20 protein-coding genes are annotated in these 18333 nt (G+C 68.6%); 13 read left to right on the forward strand and 7 right to left on the reverse strand.

All coding sequences use genetic code 11. The annotated features are described in order from the left end of the window. Nucleotides 1-10: 10 nt before the first annotated feature. From FV222_RS04370 to FV222_RS04420, 9 genes are all read left to right on the forward strand, one after another. The gene (locus FV222_RS04370; RefSeq protein WP_147813160.1) at nucleotides 11-265 is read left to right on the forward strand and encodes a hypothetical protein; all 255 of its coding nucleotides are present in this window, start codon (nucleotides 11-13) and stop codon (nucleotides 263-265) included. A 71-nt stretch (nucleotides 266-336) separates the two neighbouring features. Continuing rightward, nucleotides 337-732 (forward strand): hypothetical protein, encoded by a 396-nt coding sequence (locus FV222_RS04375; protein WP_147813126.1) that lies wholly within the window; start codon nucleotides 337-339, stop codon nucleotides 730-732. 827 nt (nucleotides 733-1559) lie between these two features. Further along, nucleotides 1560-2795 (forward strand): MFS transporter, encoded by a 1236-nt coding sequence (locus FV222_RS04385; protein ID WP_147813130.1) that lies wholly within the window; start codon nucleotides 1560-1562, stop codon nucleotides 2793-2795. A gap of 1536 nt (nucleotides 2796-4331) precedes the next feature. After that, nucleotides 4332-4826 (forward strand): hypothetical protein, encoded by a 495-nt coding sequence (locus tag FV222_RS04395; protein WP_147813134.1) that lies wholly within the window; start codon nucleotides 4332-4334, stop codon nucleotides 4824-4826. Nucleotides 4827-4904: 78 nt separating this feature from the next. Beyond that, nucleotides 4905-5432, forward strand: coding sequence for a PRC-barrel domain-containing protein (locus FV222_RS04400; RefSeq protein WP_246685326.1), 528 nt, complete (start codon nucleotides 4905-4907; stop codon nucleotides 5430-5432). A 247-nt stretch (nucleotides 5433-5679) separates the two neighbouring features. Beyond that, the gene (locus tag FV222_RS31975) at nucleotides 5680-5898 is read left to right on the forward strand and encodes an Rmf/CrpP family protein (protein WP_348644928.1); all 219 of its coding nucleotides are present in this window, start codon (nucleotides 5680-5682) and stop codon (nucleotides 5896-5898) included. A 94-nt stretch (nucleotides 5899-5992) separates the two neighbouring features. Then, nucleotides 5993-6280 (forward strand): hypothetical protein, encoded by a 288-nt coding sequence (locus FV222_RS04410; RefSeq protein ID WP_246685324.1) that lies wholly within the window; start codon nucleotides 5993-5995, stop codon nucleotides 6278-6280. Nucleotides 6281-6394: 114 nt separating this feature from the next. Continuing rightward, a complete protein-coding gene (locus FV222_RS04415; RefSeq protein WP_147813138.1) occupies nucleotides 6395-8479 on the forward strand; it encodes an ATP-binding protein in 2085 nt (694 codons plus the stop codon). Between the two features lie 11 nt (nucleotides 8480-8490). Beyond that, nucleotides 8491-9153: a response regulator transcription factor gene (locus tag FV222_RS04420; RefSeq protein ID WP_147813164.1), complete on the forward strand. Its 663-nt coding sequence runs from the start codon at nucleotides 8491-8493 to the stop codon at nucleotides 9151-9153. A gap of 601 nt (nucleotides 9154-9754) precedes the next feature. Here FV222_RS04420 and FV222_RS04425 read toward each other — a convergent pair. The 4 genes from FV222_RS04425 to FV222_RS04440 all read right to left on the reverse strand — a co-directional run bounded on the left by FV222_RS04425 (nucleotide 9755) and on the right by FV222_RS04440 (nucleotide 13054). Next, a complete protein-coding gene (locus FV222_RS04425) occupies nucleotides 9755-10249 on the reverse strand; it encodes a DUF302 domain-containing protein (RefSeq protein ID WP_187273753.1) in 495 nt (164 codons plus the stop codon). A 96-nt stretch (nucleotides 10250-10345) separates the two neighbouring features. Further along, complete coding sequence (locus tag FV222_RS04430; RefSeq protein ID WP_147813142.1) at nucleotides 10346-11212, reverse strand: alpha/beta hydrolase; 867 nt, start codon at nucleotides 11210-11212, stop codon at nucleotides 10346-10348. A gap of 14 nt (nucleotides 11213-11226) precedes the next feature. Then, nucleotides 11227-12228, reverse strand: coding sequence for an NADP-dependent oxidoreductase (locus tag FV222_RS04435; RefSeq protein WP_147813144.1), 1002 nt, complete (start codon nucleotides 12226-12228; stop codon nucleotides 11227-11229). Nucleotides 12229-12265: 37 nt separating this feature from the next. Beyond that, entirely contained in the window at nucleotides 12266-13054 is a 789-nt protein-coding gene (locus FV222_RS04440) for an SDR family oxidoreductase (protein ID WP_147813146.1), read from the reverse strand. Nucleotides 13055-13163: 109 nt separating this feature from the next. Between FV222_RS04440 and FV222_RS04445 the strand changes: the two genes are divergently transcribed. Then, nucleotides 13164-13709, forward strand: a complete 546-nt coding sequence (locus tag FV222_RS04445) for a TetR/AcrR family transcriptional regulator (RefSeq protein ID WP_147813148.1) — start codon at nucleotides 13164-13166, stop codon at nucleotides 13707-13709. 265 nt (nucleotides 13710-13974) lie between these two features. On the opposite strand, the gene FV222_RS04450 is transcribed toward FV222_RS04445, so the two are convergent. Next, entirely contained in the window at nucleotides 13975-14418 is a 444-nt protein-coding gene (locus tag FV222_RS04450; protein WP_147813150.1) for a hypothetical protein, read from the reverse strand. Between the two features lie 75 nt (nucleotides 14419-14493). Here FV222_RS04450 and FV222_RS04455 point away from each other — a divergent pair, with 75 nt between their 5' ends. Next, nucleotides 14494-14919: an SDR family oxidoreductase gene (locus FV222_RS04455; protein WP_246685325.1), complete on the forward strand. Its 426-nt coding sequence runs from the start codon at nucleotides 14494-14496 to the stop codon at nucleotides 14917-14919. 258 nt (nucleotides 14920-15177) lie between these two features. Here FV222_RS04455 and FV222_RS04460 read toward each other — a convergent pair whose 3' ends face one another. After that, a complete protein-coding gene (locus tag FV222_RS04460; RefSeq protein WP_147813152.1) occupies nucleotides 15178-16614 on the reverse strand; it encodes a YncE family protein in 1437 nt (478 codons plus the stop codon). Continuing rightward, complete coding sequence (locus FV222_RS04465; RefSeq protein ID WP_147813154.1) at nucleotides 16611-17066, reverse strand: DUF305 domain-containing protein; 456 nt, start codon at nucleotides 17064-17066, stop codon at nucleotides 16611-16613. The genes FV222_RS04460 and FV222_RS04465 overlap by 4 nt, the downstream gene beginning before the upstream one ends. Before the next feature lie 181 nt (nucleotides 17067-17247). On the opposite strand from FV222_RS04465, the gene FV222_RS04470 reads away from it, so the two are divergent. Continuing rightward, nucleotides 17248-17631, forward strand: coding sequence for a hypothetical protein (locus tag FV222_RS04470; RefSeq protein ID WP_147813156.1), 384 nt, complete (start codon nucleotides 17248-17250; stop codon nucleotides 17629-17631). A 43-nt stretch (nucleotides 17632-17674) separates the two neighbouring features. Further along, nucleotides 17675-18184 (forward strand): sigma-70 family RNA polymerase sigma factor, encoded by a 510-nt coding sequence (locus tag FV222_RS04475; protein ID WP_147813158.1) that lies wholly within the window; start codon nucleotides 17675-17677, stop codon nucleotides 18182-18184. Nucleotides 18185-18333: the final 149 nt, after the last annotated feature.

The following is an 18333-nucleotide window of genomic DNA, read 5'->3' on the forward strand; positions in this document are numbered from 1 at the left end:
GGCGGCGCCGTTGGCCACCGCCGGCACGGCCGAGGCCCGGGACGGCTGCGGCCTCGGGGGCCACCGCGGGTTCTACGGGTACTGCCGGCCCAACCTCGGACCAAGGGTGTTCTACCGGCCCTACGCCTTCCGGCCCGCCTTCTACGGACCGCGACGGTTCGGTTGGGGCGGTCCTCGCTGGGGTGGCTACCGGCATGTCGGCTGGGGCCATCGCGGGTGGGGCCATCGCGGTTGGGGCCACCACGGCTGGCATCACCGTTGGTGACCCTGTCGAGGCTAGGGGCCGTGCCATCCGGCGCGGCCGCGGGACGACCCGGTGACGCAAGAGGTGCGATCATGACGAAGGCTATCGCCTGCCTGACCCTGTGCACGCTCCTGGCGGTTACGTCCGCATCCGCCCAGACGCCTGAGGGCACCGACCCGCCGAAGGGTGCTGGGGCCGTCGGCATGGACCTGTCGACGTTCCTTTCGCGCAACCGCACACGGATCATGCGGGCCGATGCCGATCACGACGGGCGCGTCAGCCGGGCGGAATGGGCGGCCTGGTGGGACGCTCGTCCCGGCAAGGGGCCTTACGACCCTGCCGGGCGGTTCCGGGCCATCGACGCGGACGGCGATGGCTTCCTCACCGCCGAGGAGATCGACGCAACGTCTTCCAAGCGGTTCGCCCGGCTCGACGCCGACCACGACGGTCGCGTCGTCCGTGCGGAGCGGCCCTGCCGCGCCAAGTGAACCGAATGCCCGGGATCGGGGTTCGGATAGCGGTCTTTCCCAGGGCACGGCCTACGCGCTGTGCCAGCCACAACGAAAGAATCAGAATGAAGCTCACAGGTCTCATCGTCGGCGGGTTCGCGACCCTGCTGATGGCAGGCGGGGCCCAGGCCCTTCCCATGCCGGCCGGCGGTCTCGGCGTGGACGCTCCCACCGTCCAGGTCCGCGCCGGTTGCGGCTTCGGTGCCCATCGCGGTCCGTTCGGGGGCTGCCGCTTGAACCGCGGACCGCGCGGCGCCATGCGGCGGGCCATCACGGGCGCGCCGCGTGGTTGCCCGCCCGGTCTCTACCGTGGACCGGGCGGTCGCTGCCGTCGCTAACGCCGACGTTCCGGTCGTTTGCCGACCGGGAACCTCGATGCTGAAAGACCTTCGCCCGGTCCTCGAACCGGGCGGGGGCGGGCGTGGCGGCTCCGGGTCCGGAACGGCATGCCAAGGCCGATCCCGCTGCGGAGGCACTCATTCCCCGGCGTGCTACGCCGGTGTGGCCTTGATCGTCGCTGGGGTCGCGACACTGAAGCTGGCCCACTGATCGACGTAGGGAGACGCCGGGCGGACCGCCTGCCTTCACCCGGCCTCGCCACGTCCATATCGATTCTGCCGTTCCTCAACGAAAGGATCGGCTTGCTCCCATCCGGTCAAGATCCCGAGGGACGGTCGGCGGTCAATTGAGATCTTACGATGCCTTCCCTGTCCCAACGGGCGGATGGGGCCGGCGCCTAGGGAACGCAATCGGTGCAGGCGCGTCACTTCCCGTCACGTCGATACGGGAACAGGCGTCATGAGAGCATGAATGGGAGAGCGGAACGGCCAGGTCCGGCGGACGGAGCCGGGGAAGCGCGGGACCTGCACCCGCGCAAGTTCGACCTCCTCAACCTGACCCTTGTCGACGTCAACGGCGGACTCCGGCCCTACCTCAACGTCTTCCTGCTCGTGCATCGGGAATGGAGCGCGACGACGGTCGGGTTGGTGACCACCATTGCGGGTCTCATCGGCGTCGGCCTGCAGGCGCCCCTCGGTGCCGTCATCGACCGCGCGCGCGATAAGCGCATGGCCATCGTGGCCGCGTTGCTGGCAGCGTCGGCCGGGGCCGCGGTGATCGCGATCTGGCCGCAGTTCTGGCCGGTGCTGGTGGCGTTCACGGTGCTGACCGCGGCGGGCAGCAGCTTCACCCCGACCATCGCCGGCCTCACCCTCGGCATCTTTCCGAAGGCGCGCCTGTCCCGCCGGATGGGCCGGAACAGTGCCTGGTACCGGGGCGGCAACGTCTGCATCGCCGTCCTGATCGCCCTGGTGGGCTACGGCTTCCCGGATCGGGCCGTATTCTTCCTGGTACCCGCCCTATCGCTGCTGGCGGCGGCGGCCGTGCTCTCCATCCCGCGCGACATCGTCGGTCAGGAGCTCGCCGAGGAGGTGAAGCCCAAGGCGAAAAGCGGCTCCGCACTCAAGGTGCTCCTCGCCAACCGCCCCCTCCTGATCTTCGCCGCGTCGATCTTCCTGTTTCAGCTGGCGAACGGGCCGATGGCCTCGCTCGTCGCCCAGAAGATCTCCTTGGCGCACGAGGACTGGTCGGCCGCGATCACCTCGACGACCATCATCGCGGCCCAGGTCGTGATGCTCCCCATGGCCATCATGGTCGGGCGTTTCGCAGACGGCTGGGGGCGCAAGCCCATCATTCTGTTCGCCTTCGCGATGCTGCCGGTCCGGGCACTGCTCTACACGGTGTCCGACGACGCGATCTGGCTGTTCGCGGTCCAGTCCCTGGAGGGCGTGAGCACCGGCCTCTACAGCGCGATCAAGCCGCTGATGATCGCCGACTTCATGGAGGACAAGAGACGGTACAACCTCGCCTCGGGCGCCATCGCGACCGTCCAGGGCGTCGCCATCGCCCTGTCGAACGTGCTCGCCGGCAGCATCGTCGACCTCAGCGGGTTCACCGCGGCGTTCCTCGTCTCCAGCGCCATCGGGTCCGCCGCCGCCCTCCTGCTGACCCGAATGCCGGAACCGTCGTGCGTCAAGGCATGAGGTGGGCGGACCGTTCAGCGCTCAGCATCGGCGCGCCGTCCAGTCGGTGGGCAGCGGATACGAGTAGGCCCGGCCGCAATTGAATGGGCGTCCGGGCCTATGCTGATCGATCCCGGCGGCCCCGGCCGTCGTCGAGCCGCCGGCCGCGGCGGTTTGGGTGGTCCCGGCATCGGGCCGCACGACCATGGGGCGAGCGTCGCCGACAGGACGGCTCCTTTCCTTGGTCCTCGGGCATAGCCAGGGGGCGAAGGCATTCGTCGGCTGCCGCAAGATTGCCCGGAACGGGTCCTGCCAGGGACCCGTCCACCGGAACCCCGAGGATGTCCGCTATCGCTTCCGGCCGTACGAGAGCCTTCGCCCCGGGCTCGATCATCCTCGGTCCCGTACGATCTCGGTGAGGCTTGATCCAGGGAAACGGCACGGCGACAAGTTCGTGGCCGTCTACCGTCCAGGGTTTGGTGATGTTGGACGGAGCACGACCTATCCGCCGCGGCCATTCTGATGCGAGGCGACTCGATGATCTTCCTTACCGACGCGGCCGGCCAATGCGTTTACACGAGCGCCGAATGGACGGCGGTCATCGGGCAGGAGGGCGACGACGCCCGCGGCCGGGGTTGGCTCGCACGCGTGCATCCGGATGACAGGTCCCATCGACGCGTCTGACCGTCGCCTGCGCCCATCCGTGAGAGGGGAAGGCCCATAGGCAAACCATCGCCCCATGGTCGACTGCTCACTGCCCGTTCGGTTTGTGGGCGACATCTTCACGGTGGGTCGAAACCGCCCTCGGTCCATCGGTGATGCGGGCGGATCCGCGTTCCCGATCAGGTCGCCAGGGCCAGGATCAGGCAGAGCACCACGACGCATCCGAGGAAGGCCAGCCCGACCGCGTGGATCGCCCCAGGCGGCGCAACGTTCCGGTTGTCGTTGGCCGGCCGCGGAAGAGCTCCAGGCCAGCGTCGCCACCTGCGGCAAGCCGAGGGCGCCTCAAGCCAGGAATTTCCGGCATCCGAACCTAGCTCACGTCGGCATGTCATGGGCGGGGTACCGGATGCGGTTCTGGTCGGGGGCGAGGTCCGATGCGTCGAGCCCTCCACCGTAACGGGCCCAGTCCTCGACGGAGTGTTCGGCCGCCGGCGCCGGTCCGGCACTGGGAACACCGAATGGCGAGACGCCGCCGGGCCGCCTCCGGAGCGTGCGGAGCAGCCGTGCCGTTCGGCGCATCGCTTGCCTCATGCGTACCCCTGCCACTCGGCCGTGTGAGCCCCGATCCGCCGCCGAGGCACGCCCTGACCGCGACCTCGTATGACGCCGCATGGATTGCAACCCGCACTCGGTGGGGGCCCAGGCGGCTGTCAGGTTTACCCTGACGGAGTTGCGGTCTTCTCTGACTGATCGGGGCACCTCCGGCGACCCAGATGACGAGGTGAGCCGGAAAGGCTGCGCCGGCCCGTTCCGGGCGCGTTCGACAAGGCCGGAACGCCGGTCGAGCCTTTCCTCCCACCGCGCGGCCAGGCATGGCCCATCCAGAGTCGCTCCATGAAACGCATCGCAGTCGCCCTCGCCGCGGTATCGAGCCTCGTCCTGTTCGCCCCATCGAGCGAGGCGAGGCCCTTCGGCAGGGGGCATGGCTTCCACGGACATCACGGCGGCTTCCATGGACACCACCGTGGGTTCGGTGGCTTCCGGGGGCATCACGGCGGCTTCCGCGGCATCGGCTTCCGCTCGCACCGACATGGGTTCGGCGGCTATCGCGGGTTCGGCTTCCGGCACGCCCGCTTCGGGTACGGGCGCCACTACGGTCGCTACGGTTACCGTCGCGGCTATCGCGGTTTCGGCCTCGCGACCGGCCTCGGCCTCGGGCTCGCCGCCGCGGCGATCCGGCCGGCCTATTATGGTGCCGGATACGGCCGTCCCTACGGCTACGGCTATGGATACGGCTACGCCCCGGTCCGCTACGGCTACGGCTATGGATACGGTTACGCCCCGGTCCGCTACGGCTACGGCCGCCCGTACCTCGGCTGCGGCTACTAAGCCCCGCACGCGAGTCGAGGGCTTGGGCCGCCCGTGGCAGGTCCAAGCCCTCGACTGACGGATGTCGGCCCCGTGCCGATGCTTTCCCAGATCGAGGAGAACCGGATGAAGAACATCGTTGTCAGCGCGCTCGTCGCCAGCGCATTCCTTGCCGGTCCCGCGCTCGCGCAGGACAAGGCCATGCAGAAGCCTGCCAGTGACCAGACCGGCCAGATGAAGGCCCCGGCGGCCGGCACCGCGATGCCCACTTCGACGGGCGGAATGAGCGGCATGACCATGGCAGACACGGCCACCGCCAAAATCAGGTTCGTCACCGCGACGCCGGCCGAGGTGACCTCCTCGAAGCTCGTCGGCAAGAACCTCTACAACAAGCAGAACGAGACCGTCGGCGAGATCGAAGACCTGGTCATCGACAACGGGAAGACCGTCTCCGGCCTCGTCGTCAGCGTCGGTGGCTTCCTCGGGATTGGCGAACGCTACATCCTGGTCGATCCCGCTTCGGTCTTCCTCCACCGCGCCGACGGCACGCTCAAGGCCATGGTCGACACCGACAAGGACACGCTGAAGAACGCGCCTGCCTTCAAGTACAACAAGAAGAGTTCCTGAGAGACGTTCGCGGTCGGGGCGGCCAACCATCCATGGCCCGCCCCGCCGCTTCGCCGGGTGAAAGGAACGCAACGGTCCATCGGCAACGGTCAAGCGCGTTCCGCATCCGCGGGTGTCGGGAAGATCCTGACACGCGTCGGAGAGAACGGCAGGGGCCGTGAAACAAGCTTGTCGGTGCCGTCGATCCGGGCGCTACTCGATGCCGTCGAACGGTTTTCGAGATGACGGAGAGGAAGCGCCGATGATCATGGATGTCATCAAGCAGGGCGCGCGCGCCCGAACCATGGGTCGCCCGAGGGACGCATGCCCCTATCCCGGGGACTCGCGCGAACGCCGCGCCTGGTACGAGGGCTTTGACGGATCGGTCTGGGACCTCGACACAAGGGTGCCGCATCCGCGCGTGATGGTACGGGTCGCAGGGCTCCGGCCTGACGCGTCGGCCCCGGAACTTTCGGCGGCGACCTAAGGCGCCCCTCGGCGGGGTCGGCTCGTCCGTGCACTGCGGGCCCGGGTCGGCGCCCTTGCCGGAGCCATGCCGACGAGGGTCGGGATATCGATGCATGGGCTATATGGGCAGGAAGAAACCGTCGTCGCTGGAAGGCCATACCTTCGGCAGACTGGAGCGTGTGGTGACCGCCCTGGTGGAGGCCGGCCTCGATCAGGACGGCATTCCACCGCCGAACCTGATCGAACGCCTGAGGTACCTGGAGCAAGGCGTGCTCGCCTCGGAAGGCGACCGTCAAACCCTTCAAGTCATAGCCTCGGGACGACGCCTCCTCGGGGACGACGCGGGGTCACCGCGGTTCCGCGGGGCCTTGGACATCGAGGTGGATGAAGGGTCTCGGTGATACCGGGCTACCGGTGCCGGGCGTCTCGGCTGTCGGGCGCATAGGCTTTAGGATCGGACATGTCGGACCGGCGGCATCCTCCGCCATGGAAGGGGCCGTCCGAGGGTCGCATTCATGACCATCCGGGGAAAAGTCCGTTCCGACGGGGCGGATCAGGCGCAACTCAGCCGTGGCAACGGTCGCACCGTCGTCGCGCTGGCGCTCGCGGCCGCCATTCCGGTTCTCCTGCTCAGCGGCTGGGTCGCCACGTCGATGGCGCAGCAGCAGCGCGACCTCACCCGCAGTGCCGCGGTGGCCAGCGCGAGCCGCGTCGCCGAGCGCGTCTCTTCCGACATCGCAGCGCAGATCGGCGTCCTCGAAGCGGAAGCGGCATCCTCCACCCTCGACAAGCCAGACCTCGCCGCTTTCTACGCCGAGGCCGAGCGGGTCAAGCGGGCCCGGCCCCTGTGGGAGACCGTCGAGCTTTCCAGGCCGGACGGCGTCCAGATCGTCAACCTGCTCCGCTCCCTCGACGACGAGCTCGGACCCACCGCCGACCGCCGAAGCTTCGACGCCGTCGTCGGGACGCATCGCCCCGTGGTCGGCGGCATCGGCCCGGTCGGGCCGGTCTCGGGCAAGCGCCTCGTCGCGTTGCGGGTCCCAGTCATCAGGAAAGGCGACCTCCGCTACGTCCTATCGGTCGGACTCGCCAACGACGCGGTCAGCTCGATCCTGCGCGACGCCGGCGCACCGGATGGCTGGGTCGGGACCATCGTCGATGCCGACGGCAACACCATCGCCCGCACCCGCGCCGAGGCGGAGGAACTCGGGCAACCCGCCGACGCCGCACTCCAGGCGGCGATCCGGCACGCGCCCAACGGCTTCTACTCGGGCTCCACCCTGGAGGGATCGAACGTCGAGGTGGTCTATCGCACGCTGCAGGACACCGGTGGCTGGTCGGTGCATTTCGGAATGCCGGCCGCGACGCTGAACGCCCCGGTCCTGCGCTCCTACCTCGTCCTGGCCGGCGGCAGTGTCCTCAGCATCGGCCTCGCCCTCGCGCTGGTCGGCCTGGTGGGCCGCGACATGGCGCAGAGACGGGCCGGCGAGCGGGCGCGGTTTTCCCTGGCGCTGAGGTCGAGCGAGGAGCAGGGCGCCGTCGCCGCCGATGCCGCCGAGCTCGGAACGCTGCGATGGGATACGGTCCGGGGTAAGGTGACGGGGTCGCCGCGCGCGGCCCAACTGCTCGGTTGGAGGGCCGACGTCGCGGAGGGCGGCGAGACGGAGGCCGACGTCGGCATGGTGATCGGGACGGTCCACCCGGACGACCGCGCCCGCCTCTCCGACGACCTGCGCTGGAGCCTGGCGGACGGGGGGGCTTTCGACGTCGAATTCCGCGTCGACGGCACGGGTCCCGAGCCGCGCTGGGTACGCCTGGCCGGCCGCGCGCCCCGCCTGCGTGACGCCGCCGCGGCCGGCCTGGTCTACGGCGTGGTGTCCGACATCGAGCCGCGCAAGCGCGCCGAGGCGGAGCGCCTCGAACTCCTCCGCCGCCTCGGCGAGGCGCAGGAGAATGAACAGCGCCGCATCGCGCGCGAGCTCCACGACCAGGTCGGCCAGACCGTCACGGGCCTATCGCTCGGCCTGAAGGGCCTGGAACGGCTGCTCGCATCCTGCGTCGCCGCCCCGGAAGCGACCCGGCAGGTCCAATGGCTGCAATCGCTCGCCGGCGAGATCGGGCGCGACATCCATCGCGCGGCCGTCGACCTGCGCCCGACCGCCCTCGACGATCTCGGCCTGCACGAGGCCCTCGCCACCCTGCTCCGGGAGTGGGGGCGGCGCCATGGCGTCCGCGCCGACCTGGAGTTCCTCGGCGACCCCGTCCGCTTGTCCGCCGCCGCCGAGACCGCGATCTATCGGATCGTGCAGGAGGCGCTCACCAACGTCCTGAAGCATGCCGAGGCCGACACCGTCAGCGTCTCGGTCGAGCACCGTCCGCAGGAGGTGCGGGTGATCGTCGAGGACGACGGAGGCGGTTTCGATCCCGAGGTCGTTCCCGGGATGACGGAGGACGGTTCACCGGCCAAGCCGCGCCTGGGCCTGTCCGGCATCCGCGAGCGCCTGTCGCTCCTCGGCGGTGCGCTGACGCTGGAAACCTCTCCGGGGGTCGGCACGACGTTGTTCATCGCCATCCCCGTTCCGCAGGCCGCCTGCGCATGAAGGACCTGTCCATGGGCCGCATCCGCGTCGTCCTCGCCGACGACCATCCCATCGTCCTCGCCGGCATCCGGGCGCTCCTGAACGCCGACCCCGAGATCGAACTGGTCGGCGAGGCCACGAACGGCGGCGAGGCGCTTCCCCTGATCCGCTCGGTCTCGCCCGAGGTCGCCGTTGTCGACGTGTCGATGCCCGGCCTCAACGGCCTCGAACTGACGGAGCGGGTCACCGCCGAGTGCACCGAGACCAGGGTCCTCGTCCTCACGGTCCACGAGGACGCCGCCTACGTCCAGCCGCTGCTGAGGGCCGGCGCCAGGGGCTACCTACTGAAACGCTCCGCGGCCGAGGACCTCCTCAGGGCGGTCCATGCGGTGGCGGCGGGTGGCGTTTACCTCGACCCGTCCGTCGCGGGCCACGCCATGCAGCAACCCGCGACATCGGCGAAGGGTACCGGAGGCGACGGTGGCGAGGCGCTCAGCCCACGGGAGACGGAGACGCTACGCCTCATTGCGCAGGGTCTCAGCAACAAGGAGATCGCCCGACGGATCGACGTCAGCGTGAAGTCGGTCGAGACCTACAAGGCCAGGGCCGCCGAGAAGCTCGGGCTGAGGACGCGGGCGGAGATCATCCGCTATGCCGCGTCCCACGGCTGGTTGGATGCGCTGACCCTACGCTAGCTCCGGCGGACATATTCCCGGACGCGGCCATCACGGAAAGTCCACCCTCTTGGCTCGGCGATGTCATGGGCATGAGGCGTGACGGGCAGACGTGATGAAGGAAGCATCGCCTGGCCTGCATGCGCAGGCCATATCGCACGAAGCGGCCGCAGAGGCGTGTTGCGAACCGGATCGCCTCCCCATTCCCCTGCTCGTGCGAGCGCATGTTCGACGCGCGCCTGGCGGCGGTGCGGTTGATGACCAGCGTCCTGGCATCCGCGAGGTCGTAGGTGGCCAGGGCGAACCTCCGGATGGGCCTGCGCCGGTTCTGACCTCCGCCGGACCGTAAGGCCGGGAGGGCATGTCGGTCGTCGTGATGGTGCGGATGCCGCCCTTTGCACCGCCGGCCAACCGCTGGAGGCGAGCTTCGAAGACCGGTTCGTGAAACAGCCAGCACCTCAGTTCGTCGTCACGCGCTGCCGAAAGTTGCATGCACGAGACGATGCACTGGCTCCCGGACGCGCCGAGCGCGTCGGATACCTTCGTCGTGCCCGGGCCGGATACGATCAGGGTTCGGACCGCGTTTGCCGTCACAAGCGATGCCGGGTCCGAAGGGACCCCTTCAGGCCTTGGCGCCGGAGATCTGCTCGGCGAGCGCGATTAGCTTGGCATCGAGCTTGAGGGCCGCGTCATGGACCCGTCCGTCATGGATCGTGCTCATCAGGCTGGAGGGCAGGTCGTAGGCAACCCGCGTCCCGCCATCCGCATCCTCGTAGATGGCCAAGCGGACCGGTACGTTGAGGCCGACCGCCATGCTGTGACGCATCATCGTCTGGGCGATCAGCGGGTTGCCGAGCACGAACATCACGCACTTGCCCTCAATGCCGACCCAACGCAGCCACTTGCCGTGATCGACCGGCAGGAAGGACATGAACCCGCTTCTGCCTTCTCGGGAATGGGCCAAGGCCTCGAAGCCCTCCCGGCTTGTGACCTCCGCCGCGGCTTGGTCGAACCCCTCCTCCACCGAGCCGACGGCTTCCCGGAAGGCCGCGACCACGGCGTCGTAGCTGCGGTCGCTGAGATGGACATGATGACGAACCGCGATGTCCTGGATCATGCGGATGCTACCTTGTCTGGGACGTATGATGGATCCGGTATCGACCAGAGGGCGCGGAGCCATTCGACGGCCCGCGCCCCATCGACGGTGCCTTGTTCAGCCATCCAGGAAGGCGACCGCCTTCGGTGTAAAAGCTTGGTGGTACTGGAAGATGCCGCCGTGGCCGGCATCCTCGTAGATGACGAGTTCGGCGTCCGGCAGGCGACGCGCCATATCTGCGGAGTTCGCGCTCGGCACCATGATGTCCCGGTCTCCGTTCACGACGAGGACGGGTCGCTCGATCCGGCCCAGGTCCTGTGGCCCCTGCCGACCCCAGGCGTGGATCGCCTTGAGTTGCCTCCGGAACGCCCCGATCCCGACCGACGGGTCCCGATCCGACGTGCGCTCCTTCAGGCGTCCCAGGAACGCCTTCGCCGCACGGCGACTGGCTTCCGAAGCGGTGAAGAACAAGTACGTCTTCGGATCCCGGAAGGTCAGCAGCCCCTTCACGATGAGCGGCCACGACACCGACCCGACCTTATCGATGCCAGTGCCACCGGCAGGTCCGGTCCCGGCCAGGATCAGCCTGCGCACGAGGGCAGGCTCCCGCAGCGCGACCTCCTGCGCCACGAAGCCTCCCAGCGAGAAGCCGACGATGTCGACCCGATCCAGGACGAGGGCCCGGATGGTCGCAACGGTGTCGGCCGCCATCTCAGCCACCGTAAGTGGTGCTTGGCCGCCCGAGGCACCGATGCCGCGATAGTCGAGCGCGATGACCGGACGACCTGCGGCGAGCCCGTCGACGATGCGCGGGTCGAAGTTGTCGAGGTTCGCTCCCCAGTGATTGAGCAGGATCACCGGTACCCCGGATGCCGGCCCGAGTTGCCGGTACGCGAAGGTCGTCACGGCGGCCGCAACGCTCCGGGTCGGGGCGTCGACCCACCTGCGCGCGAGATCGGCGAAGCGGGATATGGGCATGTCCATGTGAGGTGTTCCCGTCATCGGATCTCGACCACGACCTTGCCCTTGGACCGGCCGGCCTCCAGGTCGGTCAGGGCCTCGTCTGTCGCCGCGAACGGGAACACCCGGTCCACGACCGGGCGGATGGTTCCCGCCTCGATCAGGGCCGCGATCCGCGCGAGTTGCGCCCCGTTCGCCCGCATGAACAGGAACGCGTAATCGACGCCGCGCGCCTTGGCCTTGCGACGGATGCCGAGGCTCAACACGCGCATGACCAGCGCGAGGACAACGTTCAGCCCCTGCGCCTTGGCGAAGGTCGGGTCCGGCGGCCCGGAAATCGAGATCAGCTTGCCACCCGGCTTGAGCACGTCCAGCGACTTCCGGAGCGTGTCGCCGTCGAGGCTGTTCAGGACGACGTCGTAGCCGGACAGGACCTTCTCGAAGTCCTGGCGCTTGTAGTCGATGACGATGTCGGCCCCGAGGCTCCTGACGAGGTCGGCGTTCCCCGCGCTCGCCGTGGTCGCGACCGTGGCGCCGAGGTGCTTGGCGAGTTGGATGGCGAAGGTGCCGACGCCACCGGAGCCGGCGTGGATCAGCACCTTGTCCCCCCGTTTGAGCTTGGCCTGCTCGACCAGGACCTGCCATGCGGTCAGGCCAACGAGGGGAATGGAGGCCGCCTCGGTCATCGAGAGGTTTTTGGGCTTGAGCGCGACGTCCGCCTCGTCGACGGCGATGCGCTCGGCGAGGGTGCCGATGCGACCGTCCCGCGGGCGGGCATAGACTTCGTCGCCCACCTTGAAGCGTCGGACATTGGCCCCGGTCCGGACGACGGTCCCGGCAAGGTCGTGCCCGAGGACGAAGGGCGGCTTATACGGCAGGAGGAGCTTGAACTCGCCGTTGCGGATCTTGGCGTCCAGGACGTTGAGCCCGGCCGCAGCGATCTCGACCAGGACGTCACCGGGCCCCATCGCTGGCTCCGGCAGGTCGCCGAGCCGAAGCGGCTGCTTCTTCTTGTATCGGTCGAGAATGAACGCCTTCACGGGACTACGGTCTCCAAACTTTTGCGATTTCGACGATTCACGGGGCGGGAGCGTAGCGCGGTGCTGGGAGGACCTGGGCGAACCCCGGGATCATCGCCTGACGCGCCGCCTGGAAGGCGTCCCACTGCCCGGCGTCGTGGAGCGGCGGGATGGTCACGGGCTCGCGGCGGTCGAACCCGACCAGGGCGGCGTCCACGAGGTCGCCGACCTCCATCATCGGCGGCAACGTGGCCGGGTCTGCTCCCGAGCGGCTCCAGATCTCGGTGCGCGTTGCCGCCGGCAGCACTGCCTGCACGTACACCCCCTTGGGCGACAGCTCGTGGCTCAGGCCCTGGGACAGGAACAGGACGAAGGCCTTGGTCGCGCCGTAGACCGACATGCCGAACTCTGGGGCCAATCCGACCACGGAGCCGATGTTGACGATGGCGCCCGTCCCGGCCTTGGCGAGGCGGGGCGCGACCGCGCTGGAGAGCCGAAGCAGCGACGTCGCGTTGAGGGTCACGATCCGCTCGACGTCGTCGGTGGCCTGCTCGATGAAGCTGCCGCCGACGTTGCCGCCTGCGTTGTTGATCAGGATGCCGATGCGGTCGTCGTCGCACAGGCGCGCCTCCACGGCCCGGACCTGGTCCGGCACGGTAAGGTCGGCCGGCAGGACGTCGACGGCGACGCCGTACTCGCCGCGTAGGCGCCCGGCGAGTTCCTCCATCCGTGCCTTGTCACGGGCGACGAGGACGAGGTCGTGGCCGCGCCGGGCGAAGCGGTCGGCGTAGGTCGCACCGATCCCGGTGGAGGCGCCGGTGACGAGGACGGAGGGTTTGCGCGACATTGTACGATCCCTTGCATGACGTGGCGTTTTTTATGATCGCAATCATGATTGAAACAAAATATGATCGCGATCATATTAGTGTCAACGGCAACGAAGGAGATTTTTTGCAATGCGTGTGACCCAGGAGCAGATGCGGGAGAACCGCCACCGCATCCTGTCCGAGGCCAGCCGGCTGTTTCGGGAGAAGGGCTTCGACGCGGTCGGGGTCGCCGAGGTGATGAAGGCTGCGGGCCTGACGCACGGCGGCTTCTACGGTCACTTCGCCTCCAAGGAGGACTTGATGGCGCATGCCATCGCCCATGCCACGGCCGAGGTCTCGGGAAGGGGCGGCGACTTGGAAGGGGCCATCGCGAGGTATCTATCGCCTGCGCATCGGGACGATGCGGCGGACGGGTGCCCGATGGCGGCCCTGGCAGCCGATATCCGTCACCGGCCGCCGGCGGCGCGTTCGGCTATGACGACCGGCATCCGAACGCAGATCGATCGCATGACCGAGGCGCTCCCCGCCGGCGTCACCGCCAAGCGACGCCGCGAGGCCATCGGCACCTACGCTGCCCTGATCGGTGCGCTCGTCCTCGCGCGTGCGGTCGACGACCCAATGCTGTCGGACGAGATCCTCGCCGAGACACGGGCCTGGATGGGTTACGACGCTTGATGATCACGTCCGGTGGTGCAGGCCGCAAAAGCCGACAGGACCGATGTCCGCTGCGGGAGCGTTATCGGCGCCATCCCCGGAACCGCCAGTTTCGTGTCTGGTGCGCAACCGTGGCCCTATCCCTCGGGTGCCCGGCTAGGGGTCCGCTGGCCACGTAAGGCAGCCTGTCGACGAGTCGCGGTAGCGACGAATTCCAAGTGGCGTGACGCCTTTGTATCCCTGCCGGCCCCTCGATCCGATGGCGTCGGTCGCGGTTTCCCGATGGCTATCCCCGCAAGTCCTGAAGCTCCCGACGGCATGCCTCCCCGAAGTCCGCGAGCGGATCGGGCGCGTCCCCGCGCATGAAGGTCGCCCGGATCTCCGCGAAGGTCAGGTTCGGTGCGTGGTAAGTCTCTACGACGAAGCCCGTCAGACGCTCGGCCGCCTCGACCACGGGCCTGGAAGACCGCAGGCGCATCCTGCCTATGATGGCGAACAGGCCGACGACCACCTCCGGTCCATCCGGATCGTGGGTCAGGGCGTCCGCGAGGCATTTCGATGCTTCCGCGATGAACTCGTCGTACAAAGCCTCGCGCTTCGCAACCTCGCCCGCCTGCCACTGTGCCTTCCGCTGGCCGTTCTGCGTAAGCCAGGTCGTGACCATCGACGAAGCTGCCCCCACCAGGGATCCTGCGAGGCCCGTGGCAGCCGTTAGGACCGCGATCTCCATAGTGTCCCGTCTCCGCCACTCAGCGTCCGTTGCTCGCCCGAGGATGACGAGAGTACCTTCGTGCGTGTTAGATACATGAAGCGCGCCTTCGACGAGCGGATCTGGGCCGCAGTCCATACCCTATGGACGCTCGGTGACCGCCTCGCTTCGGATGGCTCCGTGACCTTCATCTCGGGGGCACTTGCGGATCGCCCGAGTGCCCAGGGAACGGCAGTGCTCGCCGCCGCCTCGGCGGCGATGGAGGCTTTTGCCCGGGGCCTGGCGCTGGAACTCGCGCCGATACGCGTTAGCACGCTCTCACCCGGCACCACGGACACACCGCTTCTTTCCCGTACGCTGGGCGCTCATCGTGACGCCTACGTCGCCGCCCTCAGGGAGAAGCTACCGCAGCGTCGTCTCGGCACGGCGGAGGAGGCTGGCGCAGCTGTCGTCTTCCTCATGAGCAACGGCTTCATGAACGGCGAGACCCTCCACATCGATGGCGACGCCCGACTGGTTTGACCGCCCGACCCAAACTTTGCCGAAGTCTACCTGCCCAAAGTCGTTCCCCGAACGAAGGTCCGCTTCATGGCTTGGGCTCCAAGAAGCGGACCGGCACCAATCCACCCGATCCGGTCATAGAGCGGACCGGCGGGTCCCGACCCAACTACGCCATAGAAGCAGGCTGACGCTGTTCTCGAAAGCAGACATCGAGGCTGGGCTCGCGTCACGGAGGCATTGTTTGAGATGTTCCCCTTCCGGACTGGCGACACCGCTCGATTAATCCGTGATCTGCACCTGCTCGACGCCGCCGAGTTTGCCGGGCTTGCCCGCCGCGACCACGAGGTAACGGCGGCTCGGGCCGGCGTCCTTGCGGGTGACTTGCCGGATCGGGCCGATCGCGTTGACGATGGCCGCGCCGGCCGGGTTGGTGGTGAAGGCGGCGAGTGGCTCCAGGCCGGTCGCGCCCTTCGGATCTGCGGACAGCGCCAGCACGAACGGCATCTTCGGCGCCAGTCCCGTGATCGCGGCCTGCAGCGTCTGCAGCACGCCCTGGTCGAACAGGGTGACCTGCGTCGCCGGCTTGCCGTCGCTGCCCGCGAGCGACAGCGCACTGGTCTGGCCTGCGACCCCCAGCGGCTGCAGGTTTTGCATTCCGTCGCCCTCCGGTACGGCGTTCGGGACGTAGGCGACGCCCTGCGGACCCTGCCCGATCGGCACCTCGGCGATCACCGTGTTCGACGCGGTGTCGATCACCGCGGCCTTGTCGGCGTTCTCCAGGCCGACATAGACGCGGGTGCCGTCGCCCGAGGGCCAGAGCCCGTGCGGCAGGGCGCCGGTCGGGATCGTTGCGAGCTGGGAGAAATCGTCGGTGAGGAACACCTTGACCTGGTTCAGGCCGCCGATCGTCACATAGGCGAACTGGCCGGCCTTGGTCGAGACGATGTTGACGTGGTTGGTGATTGGCCCGGTCTCGATCGTCTTCAGCGGCGCGAATGGCGGACGCGCCGAAAACACCTGGGTCCGGCCGACATCCTTGAGGGTGAACCACACCTGCTTGCCGTCCGGCGTGGCGGCGATGTCGGGGCAGAACGGGCTCTCCTGCTTCACGCGGCCGACGATGGCGTGGGTCTTGGTGTCGATGACGACGGTCTCGGGGCTGAAGCTGGAGCAGACGTAACCGTAGGTGCCGTCCGGCGAGAAGATCGTCATGCCCGGCCCGTTCGGTACGGTGATCCGGCGGGTCTCCATGGCGGTCGCGGCATCGAGCACGGCGATATAGTCCTCGCCGCGCACGCTCACCCAGACCTCTCGGCCGTCCGGCGTGAAGAAGGCTTCGTGCGGCGAGCGGCCGACATAGGCGGTGTGGCGGACCGCGTTGGTCGCCGTGTCGATGAAGCTCACGGAGTTCGAACCGATCGAGACCGCGAGCAGGGTCCTGTGGTCCGGCGAGAAGCCCATGCCGTGAACCAGAAGCTGCCCGCGATAGAGCGGGCTCAGATTTATCGGCGTCGGGTCGCCGAGCCGGATCACCCCGAGCAGGGTGTTGGCGGCGGGATCGATTACCGAGACCGTATTGGAGAACTGATCGGAGGTGTAGAACCGGTCTTTGCTGCTGATGGGCACGTCGGGCGCCGTGGTGGGGCCCGGAGCCTGCCCGGCGAAGGCCGAGCCGGAGAGCAGCACAAGGGCGAGAACGGTCAGGGCGGTCTTCATCGGCGGTGCTCCGAAGGCATCTCGGCGGCAGGTGCCGCGCCATGGTGGTGAACGGGAGGGGCGCCGGCGGACCGACCCGGCATCGCGGAGCGATCGGCGAGCGCGCGGCGCATCACATCGATCTCCTGGCCCTGCTCGACGACGATCCCCTGCGCGAGGCGGCGCAGGACCGGATCCTTGCCGTGGAGCAGCTCCGCCTTCGCCATCGCGATCGCGCCTTCGTGGTGCGGGATTATCATCGCGGCGAAGTCGCGGTCGGGGTCGCCCGAGGGCGGGACCATCATGTCGGCATGCATCTGCGCCATCGACTGCGCCATCATCGCGTCGAAGGACGCGGACGGAGCTGCCGCTGGCTCGGTGGCGGCCAAGGTCGGGCGCATCATCATCCGGCCGCCGACGAGGCCGCTCGCCATCAGCGCCGCCGTCACGGCAAATCCCAGTGCTCCGCGCATGCGGCTTCCTTTTGATCCGGTGTCGATGGGAAGGATGCCTGGGGCGCGGCTTTATTCCGCGGATGTGGCTGAGAGCCCGTTCACGCCTTCGTGATCTGTCGTCGAGAAGACGCGTGGAATAGAGGCGCCTCTTCGGCATCCCTCCCGATGCGGTCATGCTCGACCGCGGGAGACCTCACCCATGCGCACTCTGCTGATCCGCGCCGCCTTCGCGGCTGTCGCCTTCTCCGCCTTGGCCGCCCAGGCCGCCGCGCCTGCCATGACGGCCGAGACCGCCAAGGGGCCGGCGCTCGTCGATGCCAAGAGCATGACCCTATACACCTTCGACAAGGACAAGGGCGGCAAGTCGATGTGCAACGGCCCCTGCGCCATCAACTGGCCGGCCCTGATGGCCGCCTCCGGCTCGGCCGCCAGCGGCGACTGGACGATGGTGACGCGGGACGACGGCACGATGCAGTGGGCCTACAAGGGCAAGCCGCTCTACATCTTTGCCAAGGACACCAAGCCCGGCGACATCAACGGCGACGGCTTCCTCAATGGCGCGTGGCACATCGCCAAGCCTTGATCGGTGAATGCCTTGATCGGCCCCCTCTGACCGGGAAGCGTCGTTGGACGAGATCGCCGCCCTGATCGAACCGCAAATCCCGGCCCTGCGGCGCTACGCCGTCGCGCTGTTGCGAGACCGCGAGGCGGCGGACGACCTCGTCCAGGACACCCTGGAGCGGGCCTTGTCCGCTTGGTCCGGGCGCCGCCGCGACGGCGACCTCCGAGCGTGGCTGTTCACGATCGAGCGCAACCTGTTCCTCGGCGCCGTCCGGCGCCGGGGCCGGCGCGGCGTCGATTGCGGCGCGGAAGCGCTGGAGCAGGTGCCCGACCCATGTCTCGACCCGGAGGCCGCGATGGGGGCCCGCGACGTGCTCGCCGGCCTCGACGCCCTGCCCGAGGAACAGCGCTCGGTGCTGCTCCTCGTCTCGGTGGAGGATCTGTCCTATGCCGAGGCGGCCCAGGTGCTTGGCGTACCGCTCGGCACCGTGATGTCCCGGTTGAGCCGGGCGCGGACGCGGATGCGAAGTTTTCTGGAAACTGGCCGGACCGGCCTCTTGAGGAGGGTGAAATGAGCGGGGATCCCCGCCCGGTCGGCGAGGACGACCTGCACGGCCTGATCGACGGCCGCCTGGAACCGGAGCGGCGCGCGCTCGTCGAGGCGTGGCTCGTCGGCAACCCGGCGCGCGCGGCCGAGGTCTCTGCCGACCGGGCCCTGCACGAG

It is taken from the genome of Methylobacterium sp. WL103, assembly GCF_008039885.1.
Taxonomy (GTDB): domain Bacteria; phylum Pseudomonadota; class Alphaproteobacteria; order Rhizobiales; family Beijerinckiaceae; genus Methylobacterium; species Methylobacterium cerastii.

Coding starts and splice junctions, on each gene's coding strand:
- FV222_RS04375 (WP_147813126.1), top strand. CDS start 337: ATGACGAAGGCTATCGCCTGCCTGACCCTGTGCACGCTCCTGGCGGTT.
- FV222_RS04385 (WP_147813130.1), top strand. CDS start 1,560: ATGAATGGGAGAGCGGAACGGCCAGGTCCGGCGGACGGAGCCGGGGAA.
- FV222_RS04395 (WP_147813134.1), top strand. CDS start 4,332: ATGAAACGCATCGCAGTCGCCCTCGCCGCGGTATCGAGCCTCGTCCTG.
- FV222_RS04400 (WP_246685326.1), top strand. CDS start 4,905: ATGCTTTCCCAGATCGAGGAGAACCGGATGAAGAACATCGTTGTCAGC.
- FV222_RS31975 (WP_348644928.1), top strand. CDS start 5,680: ATGGATGTCATCAAGCAGGGCGCGCGCGCCCGAACCATGGGTCGCCCG.
- FV222_RS04410 (WP_246685324.1), top strand. CDS start 5,993: ATGGGCTATATGGGCAGGAAGAAACCGTCGTCGCTGGAAGGCCATACC.
- FV222_RS04415 (WP_147813138.1), top strand. CDS start 6,395: ATGACCATCCGGGGAAAAGTCCGTTCCGACGGGGCGGATCAGGCGCAA.
- FV222_RS04420 (WP_147813164.1), top strand. CDS start 8,491: ATGGGCCGCATCCGCGTCGTCCTCGCCGACGACCATCCCATCGTCCTC.
- FV222_RS04425 (WP_187273753.1), bottom strand. CDS start 10,249: ATGATCCAGGACATCGCGGTTCGTCATCATGTCCATCTCAGCGACCGC.
- FV222_RS04430 (WP_147813142.1), bottom strand. CDS start 11,212: ATGGACATGCCCATATCCCGCTTCGCCGATCTCGCGCGCAGGTGGGTC.
- FV222_RS04440 (WP_147813146.1), bottom strand. CDS start 13,054: ATGTCGCGCAAACCCTCCGTCCTCGTCACCGGCGCCTCCACCGGGATC.
- FV222_RS04445 (WP_147813148.1), top strand. CDS start 13,164: ATGCGTGTGACCCAGGAGCAGATGCGGGAGAACCGCCACCGCATCCTG.
- FV222_RS04450 (WP_147813150.1), bottom strand. CDS start 14,418: ATGGAGATCGCGGTCCTAACGGCTGCCACGGGCCTCGCAGGATCCCTG.
- FV222_RS04455 (WP_246685325.1), top strand. CDS start 14,494: ATGAAGCGCGCCTTCGACGAGCGGATCTGGGCCGCAGTCCATACCCTA.
- FV222_RS04460 (WP_147813152.1), bottom strand. CDS start 16,614: ATGAAGACCGCCCTGACCGTTCTCGCCCTTGTGCTGCTCTCCGGCTCG.
- FV222_RS04465 (WP_147813154.1), bottom strand. CDS start 17,066: ATGCGCGGAGCACTGGGATTTGCCGTGACGGCGGCGCTGATGGCGAGC.
- FV222_RS04470 (WP_147813156.1), top strand. CDS start 17,248: ATGCGCACTCTGCTGATCCGCGCCGCCTTCGCGGCTGTCGCCTTCTCC.